Here is a 26,049-nt window from a genome sequence, read left to right as displayed (position 1 = left end):
GAACTCCATCCTTGAAAGGAGCTGTAAATCTATTGATTTAAACAGTCCATATTCAGGTATACTACTCCCTTAAACAGAAGCACTATTCGCTCAACATGAATCTTATTGTCATAGCAACTTTATAAGTTTTATAAATCATATTTAGTAGCTAATAAAAGACCTCAATAAATTAACAATCTCTTCTGTATTCCAGTTGATTTATTGTTGAATTTAGTAAAAAAATAGTCCTTTAGAATATAATTGTTTTAGAGCTGGGATTATTGATATATAGGAGCTTCAGAGCTTTTATTTAAATCAGATTTACTTGTAAAGAAATATGTGGAACTAATTTGAATAACAGAATTTTCAGAGTCTGCAAGTATTTACAGTCTTTAACGCCTCCTACCGGCTTTGTTGCATGATTAAAAAATGGACGGATTAGTCTTGAGGTAGTGTTGGTATTAGGCTTCGACCTTGTAGCTGTCAGGCTTAGCGATCTGAATCATTCGGTTGAGCGCAGCACATTTAATAAACAATTCCACGGCTTGATTGTCAAATTGACGCGCACTCAGATTACTTCCAAAAATCGTCTTAAAGCGAAACATGGTCGTTTCTGCAATCGAGCGACGATGATAGCCAGAGTCTTGCTTCCAGCGTTTGCGTCCATGCTTGCGAATCGAACGCAAGTTCTCATCCCGTGGATGCGGTTTGCCTTGACGATTACCATGCTGCCAAATTTTGGCATCCTTGCGCGGGGGAACCACGGCTTTGGCTCCTTTAGCTGCAATTTCCTCATAGCAATGGCGATGGTCGTAAGCTCCGTCGGTAGAAACTTGTTCTATAGGGGATTGGATGCCGTCAAGCACATCGGCTAATACCTCCCCATCATGGTAATCATTGGTCGTGACGACCGCCGCCAGGATTTCGCCCGTTGCCTCATCCACTCCCAGGTGCAGTTTTCGCCAAGTACGTCGCTTACTGATGCCGTGTTGTCGGGTTTTCCACTCCCCTTCGCCATACACCTTCACCCCCGTTGAATCCACCACCACATGGCGAGCGCCCTCCTTCGACACCACCGGAAGTTCAATCGATAGTTGCCCTAATCGCCGAGATAGTGTGCTGTGGTCTGGCACAGGTAGGTCGATTCCCATCAACTCGAAAATTGATTCCAGAAAGCCTTGGCACTGCCGTCCAGCTAGACGATAGAGGGCTTTGAGTGTCGCCATCGTTTGAATGGCAAGGTCACTGTAGAGGATAGACGCGCCGGGTTTGCCGCTCAACTCTTTGACGACCCACTGCTCCAAAATGGATTCTTCAACCCAAAAGGTGAGGCTTCCCCTCTGTTTGAGTCCAGCGTTATACTCAGACCAGTTGCGGATGCGATATTGAGGTTTCATGGCTCGTTGCGGTGTGGTAACTACAACCTACCATCCCTCTCCCCTCCGCAGCCCCTCTTCATACAACAACGCCGTAGAGATCTCTGAGGGTACTATTGCCAATCTGCTGAACCGGGTGAGAGAGAAACTTAACAATCCAGTGAGTCAGATTCTAGAGCGATTGCAGCAGTCCCGGTTAGTGTGTAGTGATGAAACAAGTGCCAGAGTAGAAGGCAAGACTCAGTGGGAGTGGGTGTTTCAAAATGAGCAGGTATGCTTGCATGTGATTCGAGCTAGTCGTGGGTCTCAAGTGATTGGCGAAGTCTTTCCGCAGATGCGTCCTCAAGTTTGGGTGTCGGACTTATACAGTGCCCAACGCACGCATGGTGCTCCCCAGTGGCAAGTGTGTTTGGCACATCAACTGCGCGATTGCCAATATGTCATTGATGCTGGAGATGACTTGTTTGCACCGCGAATGAAACGATTGCTTCTGCGGGCGGTTGCTTTACAAAGACGTCGTCAACACTTGGCAGTATCAACCGTGCAACAATACTCCTCCTACCTGTACAGCTTTATATCAAAACGGTATAACGAAAGGAATGATTTGGATAAACTGCGGTTGCGTTACAACCTGAAGTTTAGTTTTAGTTCATTCAGTAATAGATTTTGATTTGAACCTTCTCAGCAAGCTTTAAAGACATGTCTATTCTTTAACTACAAGGATTTTGGCAGGCTACCGAGCTCGGCAGCTAAGATGGGGTGACGGATCGGTCCCATTCCACCTGCCAAGGTTAGTACGCTGAAATGCTATGGTGCAAGGCTATTTAACGTGTTGTCGTTGGATGTAGCGCATAATCATGGGTTGTAGAGTGAAGAGGGTTTCACCTTCAGACTTGAGTTTTTCGATGAGCGATCGCCGATTTAACGACTCCAGGGCTTGCAGTAGCTCAGACCAGGGAGCATCCGTTTGCATGTCCTCGCGCAGTTGAGCCAACGTGATGGGATGAAGTTCCTGGGCCAGCCAGATCAGGATGCTTTGCTCCAGGGGAGAAAGGCGATTAAATTGGCGGTGGAGGTGGTGGGTGAAGTCGCCAAAGAAAACAGTGTTTTGACCTAGAAACTCTGAAACACAGCCACCGAAAAGGTCTTGGATGGTGTTAGCAATAATGTAGAGAGCCAAAGGATTGCCCAGATACAAGCGAATGACCTTATCCCACAGTTCTTCTTCGTCAAGGCCCTTCTCCTCAAAAATTTGTCGGGCAGCCCGACCCAGGCCTTCGAGTTTCAGACTGCGTACGGGGCGATTCAGTCCTTCCATCAGGGAGAGCTCGCGGGGTTTTTCCCAGCCTGTAAGCATTACACAGCTCTGGTGGGCCTCATGCCCAATGCGGCGAAGGATGTCTCCATAGGCCTCATAGCCTGGTTGGTACTGTCCGGCTAACTCTCCACTTTGTAACAAGAGCTGGATGTCTTCAAACACGAGCAGGCAGCGGTGCTTGTGCAGGTACTCCATCAACTGGAGCACCTGTGAGTCCTGGGAGTCAGGGATGGAACAACCAGGATCCAGGGATGTGAGCAAATCTGTGAGCATCCCGTTCATAGAGGAAGGGGAACGGAGCGATCGCCACACCACCACCTCAAATTGGTTTTGAATAGACTCAACAAGTTTGGCGGCCAAGGCCGTCTTCCCGATTCCCCCTAACCCATACAGGATGACGAGCCGGCACTGATCTTGCAAAATCCAGCTTCGCAGGGTCGATAACTCTTCTGTCCGTCCGTAAAAGACCCCTACATCCGGTAAACCTTGGCAGGAGACTGCTCGGTGGGATGAAACCGTTGGTATGGCAGTGACGGCTGGCGGTAAAGGAATATCGGATTGCAAAGTGTACCCGGCCTGTTCAAGCAGTTGAGGAACACGGCTCCAATCCTTAACCCGTACCTCACCTCCTATATGGCGCGCCAAAACTTCTTCAATGTAGCGGTAAAGACCTTTCGAAAGATAATTGCGTACAGTGTCATTTGCTACATGCAACCGTGCTGCTATCTCAGTAGGGCTGTGGTAGCAAAGTAAACCCCGTAAATATTGCTTCTCGACTTTAGTCAGTCCCTTACCTTTTGCTGCTGATAAGTCAACATAAAGCTGCTCTAGCTTCCACCGATGAGCGGCTTCTGCAAACTCTTGGTCAGACCGATTTGAAATCGAGGCCATAGTAGATGCACGTATCAACAGCGCTGTTCCTACACAGAGTCTACAGCAAATATCTCAAAGACTAGAGCGTGGTTTAGAACTCGCTTTAAAAGTTGTTTTTTTGTCTGCTTTGGCACTCGAAAAAACAACTGGAAGCAGACTCTACGCTTTGAGGCACTATCGATTACTTTGGGGGGCATAGATTGGGTCTCTTGTGTATATGAGGGAGTAGAGGGCAGCAGTTCTCATTATGAGCTTCAAAGCCAAGATTGCGCGCCCGATGGGCGCGCAATCTTGGCTTTGAAGCCCGAAAACCGCTTGCCTTTAGCAAGCGGTTTTCGGGCCTGATTCCATACAAAGAATTGCTGAGTAGAGGGCGATCGCCCTCCACTCCCTCATACGCTTCTAACGAATTTACCAACGCTTTGCCCTCATTTCACCAACGCTTTTACCAACGCTCGTGGGGCGAAGGAATAGAGGCTTTCCCGATATTCTGAGTTCAACAAGTCAAGCAGACGAACTGCACTCCCCAAGCGGTTTCAAAGCTTCCACTGTTTCCAACGATAAACTTCCTAAACTTTCAGGAGCCCCCTATCATCATGGCAAACTACACTCTCGGTACACTCAGCAGCTCCATCGCTAGCCAAAATGGTTTCACCGTAACCTCTGGCGACTCTACTGATGTATTTAGCTTTTCGATTCAGAATGACCGAAATATCAACCTCTATCTGCATAACATTTCAGCTTCTGATGATGCAGATCTACGTCTTTACGCAGATAGCAACAACAACGGGATTTTTGATGTTGCCGATACCCTGGTTGATAGTTCTTCTAACTACAACAATGACAATGAGGTTATTGACTACGCCGCAACTGCCGGTAACTATTTTGTAGAAGTGAGCCGCTGGGCCCCCGGTAGCACGGGCTGGGTAGACTACGATCTCGACTTATCAGCGACCTACAATGAGGGTCTATTGGGCACGTCCATTAGCCGTGATGGCTACACTGTGAGCCAAATCGATCCAACCGATGTGTTTGAGTTCACCATCACAGATGCCCGTGATATCAATCTCTATCTCCACAACATTTCCTTCGGCGATGACGCGGATCTCCATCTTTACCAGGACAGCAACAACAATGGCATTTTCGATGCAGATGACACCATTGTTACCAGCTCTGTTAATAGTGGAAATAGCAATGATCTGATTAGTTACAGTGCAACTGCCGGTACCTATTTTGCCCAGGTTAGCCGATGGGCTGCCGGTAGCACAGACGAGGTCAGCTATGATATTGATCTGTCGTCTAGCTATGACGTGGGATATGTTGGTATTGCACCCGTGAGCCTATATGGTGAGGTACCTAGCACAGAGCCAACCGATGTCTTTGAGTTTAATATTGCGGGCGATCGCAATATCAACATCAGCTTGCACAATATTTCTGCTGAAGACGATGTCGACGTGCGGTTGTTTAGTGATGTCAACAGCAATGGTATCTTTGATGCTGACGATCAACAATATGGTGCCCTGATAGGCTCTTTTGATATTAGCAACAATGATGAAGCGATCAACTTTCGGGCAGAAGAAGGTACTTACTTCGCTCAAGTAGAACGCTTCTCGGGAACAGGGTATGGTCAATATGACCTGGATATTTCGGCAACATTGACCGGCAGTGCCAGCAACTTGTTACCTGAGGAAATCCAGGTGGGTGATTTGTATGATGACCAAACCTTCTTCGGCAACATTTCTGACAGCAACACATCCGATATTTATAGCTTTTCCCTTGACTTCTTCGAAGGAGTAAACATCAGCTTAACGGGTCTAAGCAGTGACGCCGATATCCGCTTAATTCAGGATTACAACGGCAATCGTCAGGTTGACTCCGACGAAGTTATTGGTTCTTCGACGGCAAGTGGAAATCTGAGCGAGCTAATTTCCAATATTGATATCTCGGGCAACTACTATCTCCAGGTGTATCAATACAGTGGCAACACCGGCTACACCGTGAACTTCAATCACTACGCTACGTCCTATGTCTAAGACCTGCTCAGCTATCTTTCGTATGCAAAGCACGCGAAAAAATGAGCCTTGGAGCTAGCTTTAAAGCATGTCTTAGAATCTATCGCTGGGAAAGTTCGCGTTAATCTTGGGATATGAGCGTAGGGTTAGGTAACCCTACGCTCTTTTCTATTCAACTTTGCTCCGGAATACGATGAAGAGTCAATTTTAGTCTTGTGTTAAATGAATCTGATACCAAATCGATATGAAGCCAGCAATTCTCAGTATGGGTTTCAAAGCTGAGAGTTCGTGCCCTTCGGGCACGAACTCTCAGCTTTGAAACCCGAAAATAGCCCGTCGAAGGCGGGCTATTTTCGGGTTGGATTTCAAAATGAGAATTGCTGATATGAAGCTGCACAGAATGAGGGTGGCGGCGAATACGCGCCGCCCTCATTCTGTGCAGCTTCATATAAAAACGGTATGAGCTAGTTAATCCATCTTGAGAGGGTGTTTACAGGAGAAGAAACTTTCAACAATAAAGAGCGTGGTTAATTAGAATGACAAATGCTCCGTAGACTCGGGCTCTGGGCCATTTGGGTTAGCTTTCTTGTTTACGTACTGGGGTTTGCGCCGCCGCTGCCAGCAGATACGTTGCAGCCCCTACAAACTCTTCTCTCTGGGCAAATTCCATGGATTAATCCAGTGCTAATTTCAATCTTTAGCATGATTGGTATCTGGATTCTTATCTACAGCTGCCTGGTCTTTGCCGATGGGCGAATGCAATCTCTTCCTGCTTGGGCATTCATTCTGGCATCAGCCGGGTCAGGAGTGTTGGCTCTCATCCCCTATCTGGCTTTGCGCGAACCCAACGACAAATTTTCTGGTTCCAAAGACGGTTGGCTGGCGTTGCTCGATTCTCATACTACAGGTTTCATCTTGACCTTCAGTACCCTTGTGTTGTTAGGTTTTGCTCTCTTTTTTGGAGATTGGGGTGGGTTCTTGCACGAGTTCCAAACCAATAAATTTGTGCATGGCATGAGTCTGGCGTTTTGCCTGTTTACTCTGCTGTTTCCCTATCCAACGTTGCTCCAGGATGATATGGGTCGACGAGGACTGACCCATGACTCGCAACTTTTCCGCTGGGTTGCCTGGGTGCCATTATTTGGTCCCCTACTTTATCTCTGTGTGCGTCCGCCGCTCCTGGCTCGACGTTCGTAAAGTGTTCGGGGTAAAGCAAGATAGAACAAAGCCCAAGCTAAGCTTGGGCTTTGTTCTATCTTGCTTCGTTGTAGATATGATCACTAATCTAACGTCAGTTCGGGATAAGCCGAACCGCCCATTATTGCGTGCGCGACGCGCACGCAATAATGGGCTTTTTCGAGTGCCGCGCGAAGCGCGGCACTCGAAAAAGCCCTTAACCCGAACTGAGGTTAACCTAATGAGCAGCAGCACCGCCGGAAGGTTTGACCTTTTTAAAGAAGAGAACGGCCAATGCACTCACCATCAAGGCCATGCCAATGAAGTAGAAGCAATCGTTGTAGGCCATAATCAGGGCTTCTCGGCGGACAAGGGAGTCGATGGTGGCGATCGCCTGCCGCTGGGCAGTTGTCCAATCAATACCACCGCGTCCCAGAAAGTATTGGGTCAGTTGCTCAATACGCTGTTGAGTTTCCGGATCGTAGAGAGAAACCGCTTCTCCAAGACGGTTGGAATGAAAATGCTGACGATTTGTGAGTAACGTTGCCAGAGCTGCAATGCCGAAAGAACCACCCAGGTTTCGCATCATATTGAAAAGACCTGAGGCAGATCCGGCTAGAGCAGGTTCGATGCCGGCTGTGGCAATAGACGAGAGGGGAACCATAATGAGCGGTTGTCCCAAAGCACGCACTAGCTGCGACCACCGTAGTTGCGGCAATCCCGTTTCAGCGGTGAGGGAAGAGTTCATGAAGCAGCTGACGGCAAATAACGCTACCCCGATACCAATCATCAGCCGCAAATCAACCCGTTTCATCGCGATTGGCACGAGGGGCACGATGAAGAGTTGGGGAATTCCTGCCCACATGATAACTTCGCCAATTTGAAGGGCAGTGTATTGCTGAATTTGCGCTAGATAGAGCGGCAAAATATAAATGGAACCATAAAGCCCCATTCCTAGGGCAATGTTGATGATATTGGCTAAACCAAAATTACGCCGTTTAATCAGTCTTAATTCAATAAATGGACGACGACGGGTTAACTCAATCCAGAAGAAGATGCTGAGAAAAATGGCGGCAAAAATGCTGAGCCGCAGAATTAATGTTGAATCAAACCAATCTTTACGGCTTCCTTCCTCCAGTACCACTTGCAGCGATCCTAGCCCGATCGCCATGGCTACGATTCCACCCCAGTCCCCCTGCTTCAATAAATCCAGGCGCATGGATTGAGGTGTGACTGCATACCAGACTGCCCCTATCAGCAATAATCCCGGAACGACATTCAGATAGAAGATATACTCCCATCCATAATTCTCGGTTAACCAGCCCCCCAAAGTTGGTCCAATAGAGGGAGCGAAGGTAGCTGTTATTGCAAACATGGCTAACCCAATGGGTTGGCGAGCCGGTGGCAGGTTTTGCAGGATGAAGGTAAAGGCCATGGGAATCAATGTGCCTCCAGCCAAACCTTGTGCGGCCCGAAACACAATCATCGATGGCAAATTCCAGGCCCAAGCGCACGCCACGGAAAAGAAGATGAATAGGGTTGCGTTAACCAGTAGATAGCGCCGTACTGAAAAAACTTGAGATAGCCAGCCCGTGAGCGGAATAACCACAATTTCAGCCACCAGATAGGCGGTTGAAATCCATGAGCCTTCCTCCAAAGTAGCTCCTAGGGCTGCCTGGATATCTTGCAGGGAGGCGTTGGTAATTTGAATATCGAGCACCGCCATGAATGCACCCAGGATGGTGCCCATGACCCCAATCCAGGTTTTTAATGGGACAGATGGATTCGTCTGGGGGGCTGGAGGGGAGGATGGTTGGGTCTTGCTCTCAGTCACAGAGGTACTCCAGGATGAGTAAGGTATTAGAGGCGCATATCCAAACTGAGATTATTGGTGCTTGATATCAGACACCGGATGTTTTTTCAAGACATCCGGTGTTTTAGAGTTTATTCAGTCGCCCTTACTCTTGCACGTGAACGCTGATTGTAGCTGACATCCCAGGAGAGATTTGGCTCTCGAAGCCATTCAAACTTTCGGGGTCAAAGGTGATTTTGACGGGGATACGTTGCACCACTTTGGTGAAGTTCCCGGTAGCGTTGTCAGGGGGTAGGAGGGCAAACTGTGAGCCAGAGGCAGGCGCAAGGCTGTCGACGTGACCGGTAAAGGTGTGGCTTGGAAATGCATCCAACTCAATCTCCACAGACTCCCCAGGTTTAATGTCGTCCATCTGGGTTTCCTTGAAGTTGGCAATAATCCATAGGTCATCGCCGACTACCGCCATGAGCGGCTGGCCTGCTTGAACTTGTTGGCCGACTTCTACCGTCTTGCGGCCAATGCGTCCTTCGGCAGGAGCGGTGATTTGGGTGTAGGACAGCTGGAGTTGAGCCGCATTCAGTTGGGCCTGGGCCTGGGCGATCGCCGCCACGGCTGCTTCATACTGGCTCCGATTCACATTGGTTTGCTGGCCTGTGGCCTGAGCTTGTTGCAACCCGCTCCGGCTTGCTTCCAGTTGTGCCTGGGCTTGACCAACGCCTTGCTGGGCTTGATCAACTTTAGCCTGAGCCTGGCTTACGCCCTGTTGGGCTGCATTGCGCTGAGCCTGGGCGACTTCAAAGGCTGCGCGAGCCGCATCAAGTTGTTGCCGAGCTACGGCTCCCGATTCAAACAAACTTTGATAACGGGCATAGTCGGCCTGGGTCTGTTGCAAAGTGGCGTTGGCTTGTGCCAACTGTGCCTGGGCAGCGGGTACCCCTGCCTGGGCTTCAGCGACGGCAGCTTGAGCACTGGAGATTGCCGCAACCGCCTGGGCAATGTTTCCCTGAGCTTCAGTGGTCTGGGCCTGGGCCGTAGTGCCTACCTGGGCAATGCTGCCCTGAGCAGCCTGAGCCTGTTGCTGAGCTACCTGGAGAGCAGCCTGGGCTTGCTGGACTTTCACTTCGTAATCGTGGGGGTCGAGTTGAACCAACAACTCACCGGGTTTCACCACTTCGTTATCGTCTACGGTGACTTGGCTGACAGTACCGGGAATGCGGCTGCTGATCTGATAGAGATGGCCTGCAACAGCAGCGTTGTCTGTTTCCTCATGGGTGGAGGCGTATTGCCACCAACGGAAACCGAAGCCACTGGCGGCGATCGCCCCAATTCCCAAGGCAGCCAGCAACAACTTCGAAGGGCGCTTCTTCGGTGCTTTGGCAGTGGTTTCAGAAGGTGCTTCGGGAGTGGCTTCGGCAGGGGAGGACGCTTCAACGACAGTAGCTCGCTCCGCGATCGGTTCCGTTGGAGCGGTCGGAGATTCCAGAAGCGCGCTCTTGCCGTTAAGGGTGTTGGGATGAGTCTTCATAGGTACGCTCGGCAAATTGCAAGGATTAATACGGGAGCTATTAGTTAGTATGCTAAGTTTTTGGTAAAACAACTTCACCTTAAAGGGTGACTGTATTTATACTCAGGAGAGATTCGCGATGATGCGATCGACCCAGTCTGAAAGAAGCTGCTGTTCGGATTCAGAAAAACCCTGGAGGGCCTGCTCACGAATACCCGAGGCGCGAGCGGGCAGCACATCTTCTAATTGTTTGCCTTCTTCCGTTAGCCAGATGCGCCAGATACGCCGATCCTGAACATCACGCTCGCGGCGCACCAGACCTCGCTCTTCCATGCGATCGATTACGCCTGTAAGGGTACCTCCCACCTGACGGAGCTGCTCGCCAACCGCTGAAGTGGCCAGGCCATCCTGCTCCCACAAACAACACAGCACCAGCCAGTGGAAGGGAGTTAAGCCGTAGGGTTCCAACTGCTCTTGAAACTTACGGGTTAACAGTTGGGAGATCAACTTAATGCGATAGCCCAGTCCATGCGGGGCACGGACGTTTTGCCAGGGTTCTACAGAGCGATCAAGCAAAGCAGGTGTCATATATTTACTTAGGGTGCGTACTATTAGTATAGCAAGTGTTTTTGTTATGTGGGTAATTGTTTGCTGGGGCGGAGCCAGTAGGCGAACTCGGGAGCGGCGATCGCCTCCCGTACTGCAGGCTTGTCTGGATTCAACAACATTGGGCGTTGAATTCCTGTCAAAAATTTCACATCATACAGTTCCTGGCAACCAGCCGTGAATTCCAACATGCCGACCTGAATGCCTCGCTGGAGGTCGATAATCGCCACCCCACAGAGAAGGCGATCGCCCCGCATGCTCACAGGTAACCCGCCAAAGATATGTCGCTCCCGAATCTGGCTCAAACCTACCAGGGCGTAAGAACCGATACATTCGAGACCCCGCAGAAAGCCAGGGAGGACACAAACCGTTTCCACGTCGCCTGTAGCAACATCAAGGCGGCACACTTCTCCAGCACCGGAGTTCAGGAACCAGAGATAGCCGTCGTGCCAGCGGGGTGAGTGAGGCATACAGAGCCCCTGCAACAGTAATTCGTTGGATTCTACATCTATCAGAATGCCACCTGTCGCCTTGTGTTCTCGCCAGCCCCCCGCAATATCTGTGGCTCCTAAGGCGGTTACATATTTAGGTTGTCCCTCCACAATCGCGAGGCCGTTGAGATGGCAGCGATCTTCTGGTGCTAATTCTGTAATAAAGGAGGGGTGCCAGCGAGGGACAAAGTTAAAATCCTCGCTTAAGGCAGCCAGGCAAGAGAAGCGGGTGTTCACTAGCCAGAGGCCATCCTTGCCAAAGGCCAGGTCGTGAATATTGAGGTCATTGGTGTAGTAGCTGACGCGGGGCAGGTAGAGGGCATCATAGCGATCGCGCTGCGCTTCTATATACTCATGGGCCAATAGGGGTGCATTGGCAAACCCCATAACTTCATATTGGGTCGCCAATACCCAGCGATTACCCTGCATCGCCATGCCCATCGGCTTGGTAAATTGCCGCAGTAGTACCGTAATCTGCTGCCCATCAAAACCAACCAGCACCACCTTCCCAGCCTGATAGGTGCTAATAACAATAGAACCACCAGACTGAGCAAGCCAACTGTGGAAGCCATCGGAGGCGTGGCAGGAGAAGGCGTCGGGGGAACTCGTGGGTTGGGGGGGAGGCGGGGAGGGGTGGATAGAACGAGCAACCGTTGTTGCTTCTCCTTGTTTTTCCGTGCTCTCCTGCTTCCAAATCTGCTGATAGGCTGCCTCAATCTGACGCACTGTGCGATCGCTTTCAAACAACGGCAGTCTCAGGCGGTTTTCTTGAAGGTGTTGTCTCAAGCGTTGTCGCTCCTCGGGATGGGTGGCGAGGTGAATGGCGAGGTGTTCGTAGTCCTCCAAAGTGGTGGCGACCAGTTCGGGTAGATGGACGGCGTTTAGAAGACTGGCGGAGACGCGGGAGGCAAAGGTTTCGCCAGGGATGGTAATCAGGGGAACTCCGGCCCAGAGAGCATCGCTACCTGTGGTATGGGCGGTGTAGTAGCGGGTGTCGAGAAACAAATCAGCACAGGGGTGGCGATCGAGATGCTCAGCTTTGGGTAAGCGGGGGGCGAAGATGAGGCGATCGCCCGCTACGCCTAACTGCTCTGCTGCCCTCACCAGATTCTGGTGAGCCAGAGGGTTAGATTCCAGCAACCACAGTACGCTTTGGGGCACCTGCTGCAAAATTCGCATCCATATCATAAAGATGCTGGGTTCAATTTTCTGCACTTTATTGAAACAGCAAAAGACAACCGCCTCCTCGGGTAAGCCACACTGAGCCCTGGTTATAGTGCCCGTGGGCAGGAGTTGCTGGTTGTTGTTGAGTTGGTAGCAGCCGGGCAGATATACACAGGTTTCAGTGAAGTGATGAGCAAGCTCCGGCGGAGTAATGACGGAGTCTGTCAGGATGTAATCAATCTCTCGCTGACCAAGAGTGCCAGGGTAGCCCAGGTAGTTGACCTGAAGAGGGGCAGGGCGGAGGGCAAAGAGTTCGGGGCAGCCATAGTCCGTATATCCGGCCAGGTCAATGAGAATATCAATGCCATCCTGGTGAATTTGTTGAGCAATTTCTGCCGGAGACATGCCAAGCACATCGCGGAACTGGTCACAGTCTGCCATCAGTTTTTGGCGGTAGGTGCTGCTGTCATCTGGACCCAGGGAATAAGCGAATACCTCAAATTGTTCTCGATCATGTAACTCAAACAATCTCAGCATCAGGTGAGCAACAGCATGGTGGCGAAAGTCACCGGAGACATACCCGAGACGAATTTTTGGCTTTGGCCTACGGGCCGGGAATTGGAACTGACGGCGTGTATCGGCCATGCGCTGGGCGATCGCCTCCGCTCTTCCTTCCGCCAATCGTCGCTGCTCTGTTGCTGAGAAAGGGAGGTACAGGGTATTGAGAGGGGCAATATCCAAAGGGGCTGTGGAAGCCAGTTTTTCAATCTGGGTTTTGAACGTGTCTAATTCGCTCCATTGGGCGATCGCTAAGTTTGCTGCCAGTAAACCGTCCCAGGCTTTGAGATTGTTTGGTTCTAAGGCAAGCACCTGCCGATAGAGCGCGATCGCTGCTTCCCATTGCTCCAACCGAAACCGTACCTGGGCCAGGTTTATCAAGGCTGGCACCCAATTCGATCGGCGGGCCAGAGCCTGCTCATACAGGGCGATCGCCGCACTGGCCAATCCTTGTCGTTCCCGCAGGCTTCCCAGCCCATTGCAGGCTTCGGGATATTGGGGTTGCAAGGCGAGGGCCTTCTCGTAGGCGGCGATCGCCGCTTGAGTCGCGCCTACAGATTGCAGGGCGGTGCCCAAGTTACAGTGCGCCTGAGCATTTTGGGGCTGGAGGGCAAGGGCTTTTTGATAGAGGGCGATCGCCGCTTGATATTGCTGCTGCATCTGGCGCAGGTTGGCCGTCTGCACTAATGCCGGAACATAGTCGGGCTGTTGGGCCAGTAACCGCTCATATTCGGTTAGAGCGCGCTCATGGTTCCCCTGTTTTTGATAGGCTAACGCCAGGTTGTAGCGACCATCTATGGCCTCGGGCTGCAGGGTTAGTGCTTCCTGGAAACAGGCAACTCCCTGGGCGAAGTTGCCCTGCTGGCAGTGGAGAACACCCAGTTCAGTCAGGCGTTGAATTTCGGATGTCGGAGACGCCATAGCCCTTCAGATCCCATCACAAGGCACAACTCCTACGTTATAGCGTTGTCATACCAAACCAATACGAAGCTACCCAGAATGGGAGGTATGGTGCGTACGCACCATACCTCCCATTCTGGGTAGCTTCGTCTAAAGAATTGTTAGACAACCAGGACATCCATACGGTTTAAGGTTGGTGCGTTTTGAAGGATAGCCAGTGCTCCTCCAGTGCCAAATCCTGCTGCTGTACCGTTAGTGTTATAAAACAGTTGTCCATTACTGGTGTTGTAAACAACAGCAGCACTGGCGGTAGCTGCGGCAGCATTGGTGCTGACGGTCGCAAATTGGTTGACCTTGAGGTTACTGCCTACGGAATTGGCTAGGAGTTGGAAGGCATTCGCCGAGAGGGAGATACGATCCGTTCCAGTCGCGAAGCCCACAATTGTATCGCCTCCAAAATCCGTAGAGCGAAAAGAACGGGAAGAGCGGAACCCATAGGTATCGCCACCGGAACCACCGATGAGAGTGTCATTTCCGGCTCCCCCAAAGAGGCGATCGCCGCCTAAGCCACCGACAAGGCGATCGCGACCCGCAAGACCATTCAGGACATCGTTGCCACCTGCTCCGTTTAGGGTGTCATCTCCCAGGCTGCCATTCAGGGTATCGCTGCCTGCAGTTCCTATTGCGCTGCGTCCTGTTACCGTCACGCTGACTTCGGCAGTATCAATCCCCCCTTTCCCATCATCGATCTGATAGGTAAAGCTATCTGCACCCGCATAGCCGGGTGTAGGCGTATAAACCAGAAAATCGTCGTGCAAGTTAGCGGCTGTGCCATTGTCATTAACCGTTACCGTGCCATTCATGGGATCGGTCACGATGCTTAATTGCAGAGGGTCCCCGCTGGGGTTACTATCGTTTGCCAGAACATCGATGACAACCTGACCGTAGGCTGCAACTGTGGGGCTGTCAGCATTGGCAGCCGGTGGGTCATTGGTCAGGCTAAAGCGTTGGGCATAGATATTTATTCCGGAACCATTTTGGCCGTACCCCTCCCACGTAATGACAAAATCACCATCAGCATCCATGGCAATTTGAGGACGGTATTGAGAATAAGTCGTGAAGGTATTGGCTCGGAACTCCTCACCGACACGGTTGCCTAACTTGTTGAAGACTTGTGCATAAACCCCCAAACCATCGCCATCCTGGCCATTACTTTGCCAGGTAATGACAAAGTCGCCATCGGCATCCATAGCGACCTGGGGATCTGACTGCGTATCTGTGGTGTAGGTATTGACACGAAATTCGTTGCCTAACGCTACTCCATCTCGGCTGAATCGCTGTGCGTAAATGCCCAAGCCACTACCATCCTGACCATCACTGTGCCAGGTGACGATAAAATCTCCGTCAGCATCCATGGCAATGCGGGGCGCCTCCTGAAGGCTGGCTGTGCTTGTATTAACCTGAAATGCTTCTCCCAGCGCAATTCCAGTACTGCTGTAGCGCTGAGCGTAGATATCTCCGGGATTCACATTGGTGTTCTGGCGTGCGTCTTCCCAGGTCACCACAAAGTTGCCATCAGCATCCATTGCCACATGGGATGAGCCTTGATATCCGCTGGTTTCACTGTTCACGCGGAAAAAGCTGCCGAGGGTAGTCCCATCGCTACTGTAGCGTTGGGCAAAAACGCCAAAATCTGAATCAGATGAGTCGCTTCCTGTCCAGGTCACGACAAAATTGCCATTAGCATCCACGACTACCTGGGGATCGCCCTGGTAATTCATGATGTTGGTGTAGACCGGAAACTCGCCTCCAGTCGTGCTCGTTGTGCTGTCATAGCGTTGAGCATAAATGCCATTATCAAACTCAGGTTGGAAGAACCGTTCCCAAGTTAAAACAACATTTCCGGTTGCATCTAACGCTGTGCTATGGATAAAATATCGCGACTCAGGAGGATAAAGTGTCATCAGCACTTCATCACCTAACACATTTCCCATACTGTCATAGCGTTGGCCGTAAATTCCAAAGTCACTCTGCCCCATACCCTGCCAAGTAACAATAAAGTTACCCGCCGCATCCATCGCAATGCGAGCGGCCGCCTGGGAATCTGTGGTGTAGGAATTAACCTGAAATTCAGAACCCTGGAAAATCGGAGTTGACATAGAGCATCCTGATAATAAGGAAACACACGAAAAGTTAACAGGGAATCACCGTATAAATACGGAATAGCATAGCTATGTAGTTTTTATTACAGCAGGGACTGTGATAGTAGCGAAATAGGAAATATCAAATTTTCATAAATTTCAGCTTTCATATAAAACCTGGGTTAATAAGCTGGTTTACTGAGGTAGTTTCCTGGGAAGGTTAAATTTCGTACCTGTGAGAGGTGTGCCAAACTTGGCTAAGCACACACCCAAATAGGGCTCAGTGCTCAAGACTGGGAGCAGGTACTTCTCAGTCTTTGGCCTCTAATAAGCATTCCCAAACTCCTCTTGAGTTTTCTTATAGTGCTGTACTTCAGCTAGAACCCTGCCACTCTCCTTGCTTCAACAAAAATGAATGTGAGTATTATTGTGTTTGGAAAAGCGACCTGTACGTTTTCATGAATCCTTACACCACTTTGAAGCAAACTGAGCGGCAGCGAGTTAGCGATGGTTGCACTGTCCCAATTCTGGATGGCTGGAATGGCGCAAATTCGCTTCTCGTACTGGTATGGCCCCAGTTGGGGGATTTTGACAGTTTGGAGTATGCCTGGTGGTTACAGCGTCATGCTGCAGAGCTTCAGCAAAAATCGCTTACCATCAGAGCGGTAGGAATTGGCGATCGCCCCTCTGGCGAAAAATTTTGTTCCTATACTGGGTTCTCCCCCAGTTGGCTTTTTGTTGACCCAAAAGCTGAGCTGCATCAGCAACTGGGCCTTTACTCGGGCCTCTCGCTTAAAGCGCCCATGCTCTCTCCATCCCAGAATGCTTGGGTGAACCTACTGCTGATGTGCGCGGGAATTGGTAGCCCGGGTACTTTAGCGGAGGTGTTTCGGGGGTATCGGGGCGATCGCCAGGCTCCTCAATTGATTGGAGATGACGAAGTGGTGAAGGCAGCTCCATTACCGCCTTTAAGGGGGTCGGCCTTCAATGTGGCAGGAGGTCAGGGTTTTCAGCGACCCTTCGAGTTGGCGACGCTGCGATTGCGCAACATGGTAGAGTCTCTAAGCCACTGGAAAACCTATGTACCTGACGCAACTTATATCACTCAGCGGGGCGGTACGTTTCTGTTTGATGCGTCTGGGAATTTGCTTTATGAGCATCGCGATCGCGGAATTTTAGGATTCGCAGCCAATATGAGCGATCCTCTATCCTTCTTGCTCAATTTCCTTTGATAGCCTCAGCTTTAGCATGAGTTACGAGGGATAGATGTGGGGCTTTGTCCTACGTCTATCCCTCGTACCTTGTCAGGCGGAAAGGGTTATAGATCAATGCCAATCCCGATCGCCTACCTTCTGTAATCGTTTGGCTGCATCAATTACATCTTGCAGTTCCACCGGATCGCTGAGGGGATCCGTGTCGACCGTAGTGACCCGGTTCAACTCACGCTGCCAGCGTCGTAACTCGGCCACGTAAGGTTCATGCGGAACGCGGTGCAAATGCTCTCCATCTTCCACCAGGTCGCAAATGCCGTTGTGCAACCATTTTCCGGTATGCCAATCGGGCATATCGACAGCGGGGAATAAGCAGATGCCATGTAAGTCAATTCCGGCATTGACGGCAGCCAGGGATTCCTCCATTACATCCCGTAGCCACTCGTCGCGCCCCCCTTCCATACCGCTCGTTTCGCCAATAATCATGGGACGATGATACCGTTCCCAAACCCAGCTCATCAGCTCGCATAATGGTTTAATGCGATCGTCATCTGGGTCGAGGGCTTTGTGAGGGCCAGATTCTCGGTATTCCATCTGGCCGAATGAATAATTATTGGCACCCACAATATCGAGAATTTCGGGGGAACCGCCCAGTTCAGGATGGGCTTTGCCGTAGAGAATATCCCAGGCCAGGAAGGTGTCTTCGTAGGTTTCATGGTGGGCGGCCTCGACCAAATCAGGGCGATCGCGCGGAGCCACTACCTGCACCAATGGGTCAATGTGAATCATTCGGGCATCGGGGATGACAGCACGAATGGCATTGACCCCGGCGATCGCTGCCCTACACAGGGCCAGCCGAAAGCGGAAACGATCCTCTCGAGTCTTCTTATAAGGGGCCGTCCACCCCCACTCACCCCCGCAGAAGGAGAAAAAGGTGATTTCGTTGATGGGGGTGAAAAAGTGAGGACCAGGCCGTCGGGCCGCAATATATTCTGCTGCGGCACCACAATAGCGCGCAAACCGCTCAGTAAACGTGTCCGTGAACGGATCCAAGTCGTCTGGGTATCCGTAGTGACAGAGGTCCCAAATAGGCACAATTTGGTTCTTCTGCATCGCTTCTAGCATCGGATCAATGCAGTCAAAGTTGCATATTCCGGCCTGATCCACGAGTGGCCAGGGAATGCCTTCTCGGGCGACATCAATACCTAGCGATCGCAAGATGCTGTAATCCTCTTCAGCACATCGATCGTGCTGGGTCTCTTGAATCAAATTGCGTCGCCCTTGATCTTTCCAGAGGAATGTCGAACACTCAAAGCCGGAAATAAAGAATGTGGGGAAAATCCCGGGACGTTGAGTCATTTAGTGCAGCCTGTAATAAACGGCATGGACAAGAATTTACCTGTCTCTACAGTTGTTTGCCTACTATCTTGGTGACTAGAAATATATCTTTCTTAAGACTTACACTTAATACATAGGCACTGCACTAAAGCCCACATGAAGAGTTGTTGATGATGTATAAAGTGCATAACCAGCAACCCTTATGTAATGACTATAGAAATCCTAAATGTTTTTGTAGATGGAGTAAGCTTAGCTCACTTCATCTTTCAAAATCTCTTCCACAAACTGTGTAAGAACATTATCGCGTGAACCGTTTACTTACTGCTACCTGACGCTTTGACAAGTTGTGCAGGCGATCGCTACAACAAAGGAAATCCAAGCTTGTGGAGAATACCCCGAAGGCGATCACGCCCGCTGAGCGCTTGAGCTGTGGCAATCCGCTTAACTGAATGCTCTACCCAGTCCCCAGCGACATTCATCTGTTGGGATTGGTAAAACTTCTGCATCGTATTGTTGTAGTCTGCGATCGCAGCATCCTGCCCAGCCAGGTCATAGGTTTCTCGATGTAAAACAGCCGCCTGGGGCAGGCGTGGCTTAATTGCGGCAGGTTTAGCAGAATCAGGATAACCCACACACAGACCGAAGACGGCGAACAGGTGTGGTGGTAGTTGTAGGGTCTCGCCAACAGCTTCGGGTTGGTTACGCATCCCGCCAATATAAACCGTTCCTAAGCCTAAAGATTCAGCAGCGATCGCCGCATTCTGAGCGGCTAAAGCTGCATCAATTACAGCCGTCAGGAACATCTCCAGGTAGTCCAATCCCTCGGTTGTCATGTTCCGCTGGCTCGCTACATGGTGCAGCCGTGCCAAGTCAGCTAACCACACCAGAAACAACGGGCACTGGCGGATATGAGCCTGATTCCCAGCGAACTGGGACAGCGTTGCTTTGCGATCAGGATTTTCGACGGCAACCACACTCCAGGTCTGTAAGTTGGATGAGGTCGCAGCGGATTGAGCTGCTGCGATCAACGTTTCCAGCGTTTGCGGAGGTAGGGGATCGGGCCGATAGGCTCGGATGGAACGGTGGGTTAGCAGCAAGGCGAGTGTGTCATTCCATGGAGCCCCGTGTATATTGTGAGTGCCATAGCGATCGCCCATCGCCTTAAGAAAGGGCTCCCGCATTAAATCATTCATAGAGAATCTGTAAGAACTACACTATTACTCGGATTTATAACGCTCTCTGGCTGAGATGGCTACGAATTCTCTAAACGTTGGGTGAGTTGGCACGGTGCATTACGCTTAGGATAGTTGGCCCCCATCCTTCCCACCTTCGCACTTAGGAGGTTTCTGCATAAGAATTTACCCAGAATGTTGGTGCTTTGCCCGCTTCGCGGGCAAAGCACCAACATTCTGGGGGTAATTTCATTACTGGAAATCTCCTTAAAACCTAGAACCATAGTTCTGCCATGGTGCAGCGACGACAGAATTATGGTTCTGGGTTTTGAGGCATGGGGTGAGTCAACTTAAATTGTGTATCAAAATCCAGAAGGATGATTTTGATGCACGATATAAACCCCGTGGGCACTCTAGGGAAGATAGCTATATATCTACCCCTTCAACTTCCAAATAGACCCTTAGCCCTAAAGGATATTCTATTCAAACAAAACAAATCATAGATTGACAAGAGAAATCGATTAAAAAGAACAAGGTTTTCGAGCTTATGGCCTAAAAAATCGTGAAAAACTACTGAGGCAAACTTGAGAACTTTTTATTGTTCTTTTCCTCCCAGCTCCAATTCGAGAAAGCCCACGACGTGTTGGCTTTTCCACTGCCATAACCAGTACTGCACAGCAGACAGCAACCTAATTTGGCGGTGTGGGATACTTTGCACTCCATGCCACCAAACGTAGAACAACCTAAGCTACCCAGTCCTCAGGTATGTATTCAAGCTAGCTAGAAGGGTTGCTTGTGCGATAGGCACACAAACAATCTTTAAAGCAGTTTCTATAAAAGATCGCTTCAGTGGCACTTCAACCTGCCAGGTTCTTGATTTGTAGTCGAGTAAGGCAGGCACCCTAGTTCTTTCGTCCTGATCTGAATCATGCAACCATCTATGCTGGCATCTAAACAACGAGAGCGTCTTCTCCGAGAAACTGCCGTTCGTATCAGTCGGTCTGCTGATATTCAGATGATTTTGGATACCACTGCTCTGGAAATACAACAATTCCTTCAGGCAGACCGGGTTTTAATCTACCAGTTTGACTCTGATATGAGTGGGCAAGTGGTGGCCGAGTCAGTCGCAGGGAATTGGTTACCGATACGGGGTCAGCAGATTGAGGATACGTGCTTTCAACGAGGCGGCGGGCAGCAATACCACCAGGGTTACCGATGGGTGGTTAGCGATGTCTATCAGGCAGGTTTAACCCAGTGTCATTTGCAATTACTGGAAAGATTCCAGGTCAGGGCAAATTTGGCGGTGCCCATTTTTGTGGGCGATCGCCTCTGGGGTTTACTCATCCTCCATCAATGTGCAAATGCTCGTGAGTGGCAGTCCGACGAGTTGGAATTGGTTGATCACCTGACAGTATATCTAACGATTGCCCTGCAGCAAGCCACCCTGCACCAGCAATTACAGGAGGAAGGCAACACACGGAAACAAGCAGAAGAGCGTTTGCAACATCTGTCTGAGCGCCTTGAACTGGCAGTAAAGGCCGCGAAAATTGGTATTTGGGACTGGGATGTGATGAACGATCGCCTTTTTTGGGACGATCGCATGTATGAACTTTACGGCGTCCAACCCTCTTCTACTGCATGCGGTTATGCCACCTGGGAAGCAAGAGTGCATCCGGATGATTTGCTCAATTGTCGTATTGTTACCCAGAAATCCCTGGCTGGTGAAAGCTCCTATGAGACTAACTTTCGAGTGCTCTTACCGGACGATACAATTCGCCATGTCGAATCTTATGCTCTCGTGCAGCGCAGTCCTGATGGTGCTCCCGTACGGATGATCGGGATGAATTTCGACATCAGCGAACGGGTGCGTCTGGAAACTGAACGCAAACGGGCTGAAACCGCCTTGCGATGCCTGGTAGAAAGCACTGCTGCCGCTATTGGTAAAGACTTCTTTTCGGCCCTGGCACAACAATTGATGCTGGCCCTGCAAGTGCAATATGTCCTGGTCACTCAACTGGTGGGCGATCGCCTGCAAACACTGGCCTATTGGAAAGATGGCAAACCTCAGTCCGAAATCATGTTTGCCCTGGCAGATGCGCCCTGCTGTTCCCGTGCTATTCAGTATGGGCAGTTCTACTGTCCAAAAGATCTCCTGGAACGTTTTTCTGATTACCCCTTGATTCAGTCCCTACAAGCGGAAAGCTATTTGGGGATTCCCCTCACTACCGTAAGTGGTCAGCGAGTGGGTAATCTTTGCATCCTGGATAACAAGCCTATGGAAGATATCCAATGGGCTGAAGCTTTTCTACGCATCTTTGCGACGAGAGCAGCGGCAGAACTGGAGCGGCAGCATGCTACGGAAGCCCTGGAATGCCTGAACCAGGAGTTAGAAGACCGTGTGGAACAACGCACAGCGGCTCTCCGTGAAAGTGAAGCAAAACTGAGTGCCATCTTTAACCAGGCAGCCGTTGGCATCAATCTAGCAACGCTGGATGGTCAGTACCTCAAGGTTAACCAGAAGTTGTGCGATATCTTGGGCTACTCCAAGGAAGAGTTAGTGACCCAAAACTTTAGGGAATTTTGCCATCCAGACGATCGGGAAAAAGGGGAAGCAGAACGTCAGCAATTATATGCTGGAGCAATCAATTCTTTCTCCATCGAGAAGCGTTGTCTGCACAGGAATGGGAGTACGGTCTGGATCAACCTGACTGTTTCTCTGATCCGTCAGGCCTCGGGTGATGTGGATTGCTCAATTGGCATTGTGGAAGATATTAGCGATCGCAAACGGGCAGAAGAAGCCCTACGCCAGAGCGAGGAGAAGTTCCGTCAGCTTGCCGAAAATATCCAGAGTGTTTTTTGGATTAGTGATACGGATTGCAGCAAAATCCTCTACGTTAGTCCTGCTTACGAAGACATTTGGGGCTGCTCCCGTGAGTTGCTTTACACATCACCCGAATCTTTTGCTGATGCAATTCACCCAGATGATCAGGCGCGGGTTTTTGAATTTCTTGCCAAACAATCCGAGGGTTATGACGAGGAGTATCGGATTCTGCGACCCGATGGAACGCAACGCTGGGTGCGCGATCGAGCCTTCCCCATTCATAATCCCCAGGGAGAAGTCTACCGATTGGCTGGTATTGCCGAAGATATCACCGCTCGTAAACAGTCAGAGGAGATTGTCAGCCGACAACTCGCCACTATCGAAGCCGCCATTGATGGTATTGCGATCCTTAACACAAAGGGTGAGTACACGTATCTGAATCAGGCTCATGCCAGCCTGTTTGGCTACCGTTGTGCTGAGGAGTTAGTGGGCAAAACCTGGAAAACGCTTTACTCCGCTGCAGAAGTGGAGCGCTTTGAGCAGAAGGTTCTTCCCAAGTTACCTGAGGCTCGGGCTTGGCGTGGAGAGGCGATCGCCACTCGTCGAGATGGCAGTACCTTCCACCAGGAGGTTTCTCTCACCCTGACGCCTCAAGAGGAGATGATTTGCATTTGTCGTGATATCAGCGAAAGAACTCGGTTGGAAACCGCTCGCAGGCAAGCTCAACAGGCACTTGAACAGAGCGAAGAGCAGTTCCGCACAGTCTTTGATAATGCACCCATTGCCATTAGCCTGGTCAGGGTGGATAACTATCAAATTTTTAGAGTCAATGCGGCTCATTATCAGTTGTTCGGCTATAGCGATGCTGAGTTGGCAGCCATGTCCATCTCAGACCTGACCCATCCAGATGATTTAGCTGAAGATATCAAACAGGTTGAGCAAATGCTCAGGGGTGAAATTTCTGGCTTTCAGATGGAGAAACGATTCATCACAAAGAAGGGTGATGTGATTCTCGCGAATATGACGGTCGCACTCATTTCTGATCCCGATGGATGTCCACTGTATAGTATGGCGATGATAGAAGATATCACTGAGCGCAAGCAATCAGAAATGCTCCTGAAAGCTCAGCAAGAATTTCTTCGTCGTCTGATCGACACTGTTCCTAATCTGATTTTTGTCAAAGACTGGCAAGGGCGATTTACACTTGTGAATCAAGCCATGGCAGATATCTATCAGGCTAAAATCTCAGACTTGGTTGGCAAAACAAATGCCGAAGTTCACCCGAATGTGGCAGAAGTTGAACAATTTCTGGCAGTTGATCGGGAGGTGATGACCACAATGATGACAAGGCTTGTAGAAGAAACGATCACGGATGCCAATGGGCATCAATGCTACTTCCAAACGATTAAGACTCCCATTATGTCTGTGGATGGTCACTCCCAGGAAATTTTAGGGGTTGCGACGGATATTAGCGATCGCAAGTGTATGGAAGAGCAACTGCGCCAAAACGAAGCATGGCTGTTGGAGACACAACGCATCGCTCATATGGGCAGTTGGCAATTGGATGTTGCAACCCAACGAAATACGTGGTCAGAAGAAACCTTCCAGATATTTGGCTATGCTCCAGAACAACCAGAGCCGACCTATGAAGAACTCATTCAGTCTGTTCATCCCGATGATCGAGAGCAGAATGAGGCTGTGTTTAAGGAGGCGATCGCCCAAGTTAAACCATTTGAACTAGAGTATCGTGTGGTGCATCCCGATGGCAGCATCATTCATGTGTTGGTAAAAGGACAACCTGTTCTTGCTGAGACAGGTGACCTGCTTAGTTTTTTGGGGACGGTGTTGGATATCACCGACCGCAAACAGTTTGAAGAACAGTTGCGTCAAACGAATGAACGACTTGCGCTGATCAATGGGGAACTTGCCCGCGCAACCCGCCTCAAGGATGAATTTCTCGCAAACATGAGCCATGAGTTGCGTACTCCTCTTAATGCCATCTTGGGCTTGGCTGAGGGGATGAAAGATCAGATCTTTGGTGAAGTTGGCGAACAACAAATGAAGGCCCTGGAAATCATTGAGAATAGTGGGCATCATTTGTTGGAACTCATTAACGACATCCTTGACATCGCCAAAATTGAATCCGGTCAACTGGATCTGAACTGCGCGGCTACTGCTATTGAGCCTCTCTGCCAAGCAAGCCTGGCCTTTATTAAACAACAGGCTCTTATTAAAGATATTTCGCTGACCATTAAACTACCCTTTGATCTACCAGATTTATGTGTTGATGAACGGCGCATCCGTCAGGTTTTGATCAATTTGCTCAGCAATGCTGTCAAGTTCACTCCTGAAGGGGGTTCTATTACCCTGGAGGTGAGCTTTCCAGGCTCCCACAAGCCAGGCTTAGAAAGCAGGCAATTCTTGCGCATCGCCGTTATAGATACAGGTATTGGCATTGCCCCAGAGCACATCCATCAGCTATTTCAACCTTTCATCCAAATCGATAGCGCCCTTAATCGCAAATACCAAGGGACAGGGTTGGGGCTTGCCCTGGTTAAACGCATCGTTGAGCTCCACGGCGGACAGGTGGAGCTTACCAGCGAAGTCGGCGTCGGAAGTTGCTTTACGATTGATCTGCCGTGCATCACCCCTACGCCACCTGTTCTTAAACCCCCCGTTTTGCTGCAACCAGAGGTCAATCCTAGCCAACTTAATCAGGAATTATCCCCTCTGGTTTTGCTGGCAGAAGACAATGAAGCCAATACGATTGCTGTATTGAGCTACCTAATGACTAAAGGCTATCGCACGCTCTCGGCACAGAGTGGGCAGGAGGCAATTTCTCTGGCTCAAGCCTATAACCCTGACCTGATTCTGATGGATCTACAAATGCCAGAAATGGATGGATTAGAAGCCATACAACAGATTCGCCAGGATCCAAATCTGGTGAATGTGCCCATTATTGCCCTCACAGCTCTAGCAATGAATGGCGATCGCGAACGGTGTCTTGCTGTAGGTGCCAATGATTACATCACCAAACCAATTAAACTCAAACAGTTAGCAGAATTACTGGCAACTCTACTTTCGTAGTTAATTCAAACAGTTTCTATAGAGAAATTATAAATAACCTGAGTTCGGGTTAAGGACTTTTTCGAGGGGCGCGCAAAGCGCGCCCCTCGAAAAAGTCCATTTTGTAGTGCGTGAAGCGCACTACAAAATGGACTTTTGAGCTTATCCCGAATTGAGGTTAAATACCTGTTGGAAGGTGAAGTACAGCGCTCTGCGCTGAAATAGAACCAGAGTTTTTGTTGAAAGCCGCGCGAAGCGCGGCTTTCAACAAAAATTCTGTACCTCACGGACTTGAAAAGTGCTGTAATTACGGTTTACTTTATCTTCTAACAGATATTTCAAAATTAAGTAGAAATGCTATAGAAGGTGTTTGCATGAAGACACAGAAGATTTCCTGGGAAAATTGCTTAGGAAATTGATAGGAGCTAACTGATTTGATTTGAATTAGAGGTGAAATGCCTTATATAGCGCTATGCACGTTGATTAAGTCCGGTGGTGTGGGGGCACTTCGTGCCCCACACCACCGTTGC

At 50.0% G+C, this 26,049-nt stretch carries 14 protein-coding genes; 5 read left to right on the top strand and 9 right to left on the bottom strand.

Annotated features, from left to right (window positions below; genetic code table 11):
• Positions 1-440: 440 nt before the first annotated feature.
• Positions 441-1,376, bottom strand: coding sequence for an IS5 family transposase (locus tag NDI52_RS06985; RefSeq protein ID WP_348256332.1), 936 nt, complete (start codon positions 1,374-1,376; stop codon positions 441-443).
• 13 nt (positions 1,377-1,389) lie between these two features.
• Between NDI52_RS06985 and NDI52_RS06980 the strand changes: the two genes are divergently transcribed.
• Positions 1,390-2,025, top strand: a complete 636-nt coding sequence (locus tag NDI52_RS06980; protein ID WP_348256331.1) for a transposase — start codon at positions 1,390-1,392, stop codon at positions 2,023-2,025.
• A gap of 150 nt (positions 2,026-2,175) precedes the next feature.
• Here NDI52_RS06980 and NDI52_RS06975 read toward each other — a convergent pair whose 3' ends face one another.
• Positions 2,176-3,564, bottom strand: a complete 1,389-nt coding sequence (locus tag NDI52_RS06975; RefSeq protein WP_190775397.1) for an NB-ARC domain-containing protein — start codon at positions 3,562-3,564, stop codon at positions 2,176-2,178.
• 578 nt (positions 3,565-4,142) lie between these two features.
• Here NDI52_RS06975 and NDI52_RS06970 point away from each other — a divergent pair.
• A complete protein-coding gene (locus NDI52_RS06970) occupies positions 4,143-5,579 on the top strand; it encodes a PPC domain-containing protein (protein WP_190775398.1) in 1,437 nt (478 codons plus the stop codon).
• A gap of 522 nt (positions 5,580-6,101) precedes the next feature.
• Positions 6,102-6,755 carry a hypothetical protein gene (locus NDI52_RS06965; RefSeq protein WP_348256330.1) on the top strand — a complete coding sequence of 218 codons (654 nt, stop codon included), beginning with the start codon at positions 6,102-6,104 and terminating at the stop codon, positions 6,753-6,755.
• Between the two features lie 217 nt (positions 6,756-6,972).
• On the opposite strand, the gene NDI52_RS06960 is transcribed toward NDI52_RS06965, so the two are convergent.
• From NDI52_RS06960 to NDI52_RS06940, 5 genes are all read right to left on the bottom strand, one after another.
• Positions 6,973-8,484 (bottom strand): DHA2 family efflux MFS transporter permease subunit, encoded by a 1,512-nt coding sequence (locus NDI52_RS06960; RefSeq protein WP_190770307.1) that lies wholly within the window; start codon positions 8,482-8,484, stop codon positions 6,973-6,975.
• A gap of 208 nt (positions 8,485-8,692) precedes the next feature.
• Positions 8,693-10,072, bottom strand: a complete 1,380-nt coding sequence (locus tag NDI52_RS06955; RefSeq protein ID WP_348256329.1) for an HlyD family secretion protein — start codon at positions 10,070-10,072, stop codon at positions 8,693-8,695.
• 102 nt (positions 10,073-10,174) lie between these two features.
• Positions 10,175-10,639, bottom strand: coding sequence for a MarR family transcriptional regulator (locus tag NDI52_RS06950; RefSeq protein ID WP_190770304.1), 465 nt, complete (start codon positions 10,637-10,639; stop codon positions 10,175-10,177).
• A gap of 44 nt (positions 10,640-10,683) precedes the next feature.
• Entirely contained in the window at positions 10,684-13,791 is a 3,108-nt protein-coding gene (locus NDI52_RS06945; protein WP_190770303.1) for a TIGR03032 family protein, read from the bottom strand.
• Positions 13,792-13,931: 140 nt separating this feature from the next.
• The gene (locus NDI52_RS06940) at positions 13,932-15,929 is read right to left on the bottom strand and encodes an Ig-like domain-containing protein (protein WP_190770302.1); all 1,998 of its coding nucleotides are present in this window, start codon (positions 15,927-15,929) and stop codon (positions 13,932-13,934) included.
• 440 nt (positions 15,930-16,369) lie between these two features.
• Between NDI52_RS06940 and NDI52_RS06935 the strand changes: the two genes are divergently transcribed.
• A complete protein-coding gene (locus NDI52_RS06935) occupies positions 16,370-17,143 on the top strand; it encodes a peroxiredoxin-like family protein (RefSeq protein ID WP_190770301.1) in 774 nt (257 codons plus the stop codon).
• Between the two features lie 93 nt (positions 17,144-17,236).
• On the opposite strand, the gene NDI52_RS06930 is transcribed toward NDI52_RS06935, so the two are convergent.
• Both NDI52_RS06930 and NDI52_RS06925 read right to left on the bottom strand, forming a co-directional pair.
• Positions 17,237-18,481, bottom strand: a complete 1,245-nt coding sequence (locus NDI52_RS06930) for a b-glycosidase (protein WP_190770300.1) — start codon at positions 18,479-18,481, stop codon at positions 17,237-17,239.
• 338 nt (positions 18,482-18,819) lie between these two features.
• Positions 18,820-19,617: an NADPH-dependent oxidoreductase gene (locus tag NDI52_RS06925; RefSeq protein ID WP_347280183.1), complete on the bottom strand. Its 798-nt coding sequence runs from the start codon at positions 19,615-19,617 to the stop codon at positions 18,820-18,822.
• Between the two features lie 943 nt (positions 19,618-20,560).
• Here NDI52_RS06925 and NDI52_RS06920 point away from each other — a divergent pair.
• On the top strand, positions 20,561-25,540 hold the full coding sequence (locus tag NDI52_RS06920) for a PAS domain S-box protein (RefSeq protein WP_348254115.1): 4,980 nt from the start codon (positions 20,561-20,563) through the stop codon (positions 25,538-25,540).
• Positions 25,541-26,049 lie beyond the last annotated feature (509 nt).

Source organism: Leptolyngbya sp. PL-A3, assembly GCF_039962325.1.
Taxonomy (GTDB): Bacteria; Cyanobacteriota; Cyanobacteriia; order Elainellales; family Elainellaceae; genus Vacuolonema.
Note: the sequence above shows the minus strand (reverse complement) of the source record. Positions and strands in the feature narration are given on the sequence as shown.